Genomic DNA, 3,697 nt, shown 5'->3' with positions numbered 1-3,697 from the left:
TGACTCACCTCCTGTAGCAAAGTCTAAAAAGTTGAGTACTAAACTATTTGGACTTTGTAGTGATGAGTCTATTATCTCACATTGGATGATTTTGAACAGGTACTCGCTATTTTGCGTTTACGTAAGTTCGGTCACGGTAATCGCCAGTGAGCCGTGTAGCTAAACTCGGTGCGTTGTAGTAATACAGGGTGCTAAGCGGGTGGATAAAGTAACCTCGATAAAAGGGGCGAGCAATCATGCAGACCGTAACATTAAGTGAATGAATATTCCGGCCTTGATGTTCATACTGTCCGGTGATTAGGAAACCGATTGGCAATTATCCAGAATACAAGAAATCTTACCAAAGTAAAGCTGGCTAACACCCCGCAAAGCGGCTCTGGGCTTGACATTGGCACGATTTCTTATAAATGGTAGTCAAGCCAATCAAAGGCGGTTTCCGTATCCGGAATATAGGTTTTTTTACGCGTTAGAATAATCAGGGTAAACCTTATTACGTTTACATGATGGCCGGAGCTAATAAATTTTTACGAACCTACTATGGTCGGGTGAAAGAATATCTTTCATCGCTTTCAGAATCCGAATAATTCCACAACATTCTCTTTCTAGCCAGTACTAGCGTGGTGGTCTTGTTGTAATACCTATTCTTTTCTATTTTTCCTTGACTTTTTATTTGCAGGTTAATTCATAATCCTGGTTAAGTAATTTGATAAATTCATCCATACCGTAACTCCACCCTTTCATAAAAGTCAAGATATATTATATAATTTTATTACATTAAAATCAACTAACGATAGAACGAAACGGCAGATAATCCGTACCTCGACTGTAGAGGAAAAGTATGTGACAATAGACTATATTTCTATTACGAGTATTAAAGGTTAAGTCTCAACTTTTGATACCACTATACGGAGGTAAGTCTATGAGTTCAGAAACATCTATGGTGGCCACAGGGTTCCGTCTTCAGGAATGGGCTGCTCCAAATAGAGAATGTCAAAGCCGGCAGACCGGCATGAGCGTTGCCAGTTGGTGTGCTGATAACGGCATCACAAAAGCGAATTATTATTGCAGGTTTCGCCGAGTTAGGGAAGTCTGTCTTAAACATATTCAGAAAGAAATTCTCGTACAACAGATAGTTCCTGTAGAACCAAAGTTTTTACAGCAGAAACATAAGAATGACACCAGGCAACTGGAACTGAATATTTCCGTAAAGGGATTTTATCTACATGTAACAGAATCTACGTCTATGGCTTTTTTTGCAGCGGTTCTTGAGGTAATACGGGATACTGAATGATGCACCTGTTTCAAAGCAGTCTACATTATTTGCGGGTTATTCTCATGATATTTTTCCCTCACCTTTTTGAGGAAGCATTGATTTTATCCTGTTTTTAAAACAAAATAAGTGCAGATGCTAGAGTTAATTACTCTCTAACAACTACACTTTTATGGTACTAAATAAGATTAAATTAAAGGTATGTATAAATACAACCATAAATAGAAAGTATATATGTATTAATAAGTCTCATTTATATATGTATTATTAATATATACTGACCAAGATGGAGTGTGAATATGAATAGTAGATCTAAGTTTGATTGTGTAAATCGTGATTGTAAAGCTGATGAAACGCAGAAAGAAGAACGATTATATATGGAGATTGGAGAAAGATTAAGAAAGTTTAGAAGAGAAATTGATTATACGCAGGAACAAATGGCAGAAATACTTGGGATAAGTACGGCGTATTATGGAAAGATAGAGAGAGGTGTATATTGCTTATCAATAAAAAGGTTATGGACACTAAATCAGAAACTGGAAATTGATATAACGTATTTAATTACTGGAATACAAAAACCAATGTTATCTTTAGATTGTATTGTAGATGATTGGTCTGCTTCAAAAAAATATGATATGGAGCAGATAATTAATCATTTAATAAGTTTAGGAACAAATGATTAAATGAATTAGTTAAACATAGAATAGAGGAATAGAAATGGGAAAAACAATTGATATAGCTATTTGCGATGATGAATATACTATGACCGCTGACATAGAACGATTATTGGAAACGTTGAGTTTAAAGCATCATATACCAGTGGACATAGATGTATTTTATGATGGTTCGACATTAACAGATTATATAATAAGAGAAAATAAGAAATACGATATAATATACATAGACGTAGAAATGAAAATAGAGAACGGAGTGGATACAGCGAAGAAAATCAGATTAACTGATAAAAATGTGATGCTTATTTATGTTACAAATTATGAGAGTTTTGCAAAAGAAGTATTTGAGGTATCAGCATATAGATTTATTACAAAACCAATATCAAAGGAAAGATTTGAAAGATATTTTCTAAGCGCAGTAAATGATATAACTACAAAACCAAAGTTCTTTCAATTTCAATATAACAAGATTCGTTATAAAGAAGAGATAAGTGATATTATGTACTTTCAAAGTGATAGGAGGGTTACATACATATGCTTGGAAACAGAAGTGAGAAAGTGTTATGAAAAATTGAATATTGTAGAGGAGAAACTTCAAAAGAGTAATGTATGCTTTTTCAGAATACATCAATCATTTCTAGTTAATCCACGATATATAGAAGTATATATGTATGATAGTATACAACTAAAAGATGGAACAATGCTAAATATTAGTGAAAATCGAAGAAAGAAAATAAGCGAGATGTATTGTAGGATAAAAGGAGATTCAATCATTGTTTAAGGGAATTGTAAGTGCCGGAGTATACGTTATTACAGCAATTATATCCTTATTTGTTCTTAAATTGTACTTTGGAACTTTTTTTAAATTGAAAAGAGAAATTCGAACTTATTACATATGGATTATCTATATTGTTTGGCAACTGCTTTTATATGGGCGTTCAGGTTTACCAGCATATATAAATTTATTTATTGGATTTCTTTTAAATTGTTCTGTCGCGATAATTTCTTATAGTGGAAAGTTAATTCAAAAAATTGCCTTGGCAGGTATGCTAAGTATGCTATGGACTTTATCAGAGTTTTTTGTTGGATATTTTTTCTTGGCATTAGGGATTGATTATGAAAATCCCATGATATTAGGAGCAATACTATCAGAAGGCGTTGTTATTATAATAATAATTTGCCTTAAAAAGTTTTTTCAGCATGAAAACATAAAATCGCTACCTATAAAACATAATATAGCTCTTTTGCTGATACCAATTGGTAGTTTGTTTGTCGTATATCCTATGTTCATGTTTAATGAAAAGCGAATAGACGGATCGATATTATGTCTGGTAATTATGCTATTTATAAATTTGATTACATTCAGACTGTATGGAGTATTAGCTGAAGAAATGGAGCAAAGAAGATACAATTCTGTTTATACACAACAATTAGAATTATGTAATAAACATAATAAAGAAAAAGAAATAGCCATGTTAGAATATAGAAATATTAAGCATGATATAAAGCAACATTATATTTCATTACTTGCAATGCTTGAGGAAGAAAAATATACAATGGCAAAGCAATATCTTTCGGATTTAGTGACTGGGAGTAAGGAACACAAGACAAGTGTTTGCAATACTGAAAATTTAGTAGTAGATGCAATTATTAATGCAAAATATTCTGTGATGAAGTTAACCTGAATTATTCACGCTGGCGGTACCAATTATGGAAAAACCCGTATAGTTACTGTGTTTTCAACCGCTTTACA

At 32.7% G+C, this 3,697-nt stretch carries 4 protein-coding genes; all 4 read left to right on the top strand.

Annotated features, from left to right (window positions below; all coding sequences use genetic code 11):
- Positions 1 to 919 precede the first annotated feature (919 nt).
- The 4 genes from NFS18_RS19035 (at position 920) to NFS18_RS19020 (ending at position 3,629) form a co-directional block, all read left to right on the top strand.
- On the top strand, positions 920 to 1,291 hold the full coding sequence (locus NFS18_RS19035; RefSeq protein WP_251393113.1) for an IS66 family insertion sequence element accessory protein TnpB: 372 nt from the start codon (positions 920 to 922) through the stop codon (positions 1,289 to 1,291).
- Positions 1,292 to 1,569: 278 nt separating this feature from the next.
- Positions 1,570 to 1,953, top strand: a complete 384-nt coding sequence (locus NFS18_RS19030) for a helix-turn-helix domain-containing protein (RefSeq protein ID WP_251393111.1) — start codon at positions 1,570 to 1,572, stop codon at positions 1,951 to 1,953.
- 34 nt (positions 1,954 to 1,987) lie between these two features.
- Entirely contained in the window at positions 1,988 to 2,725 is a 738-nt protein-coding gene (locus tag NFS18_RS19025) for a LytR/AlgR family response regulator transcription factor (RefSeq protein WP_251393108.1), read from the top strand.
- On the top strand, positions 2,718 to 3,629 hold the full coding sequence (locus NFS18_RS19020) for a hypothetical protein (protein WP_251393106.1): 912 nt from the start codon (positions 2,718 to 2,720) through the stop codon (positions 3,627 to 3,629). The genes NFS18_RS19025 and NFS18_RS19020 overlap by 8 nt, the downstream gene beginning before the upstream one ends.
- The last annotated feature ends 68 nt before the right edge of the window (positions 3,630 to 3,697 follow it).

The sequence above is a fragment of the Mediterraneibacter agrestimuris genome, assembly GCF_943193195.1.
Lineage (GTDB): Bacteria > Bacillota > Clostridia > Lachnospirales > Lachnospiraceae > Schaedlerella > Schaedlerella agrestimuris.
The sequence above is the reverse complement of the archived record's forward strand: the minus strand, read 5'-3'. Positions and strand labels throughout refer to the sequence as shown.